Genomic DNA, 205 nt, shown 5'->3' on the forward strand with positions numbered 1-205 from the left:
ATGTATATTCCTGCCGAGAATGTTTACTATGAAACTATCATAAACGATTCCTTTACCAACAAAGATTACGAATTGTTAAACTATGCTATGGAAAAACACGTTATTCCTGTTTCACCTAACAGTTTTTACGCGTATCTTATGGCGATTTCCTTCGGCTTAAAAGGGCTTAATATTGAAAAGGAAGCAAAAACATTACGTGGGGATA

At 34.6% G+C, this 205-nt stretch carries 1 protein-coding gene; it reads left to right on the forward strand.

The window, feature by feature from the left end; all coding sequences use genetic code 11:
* Window positions 1-205, forward strand: a 205-nt coding sequence (rmuC, locus tag ACYVTD_RS18840; protein WP_461249107.1) for a DNA recombination protein RmuC, incomplete at both ends; no start/stop codon positions are given.

The sequence above is a fragment of the Treponema sp. R6D11 genome, from assembly GCF_054786075.1.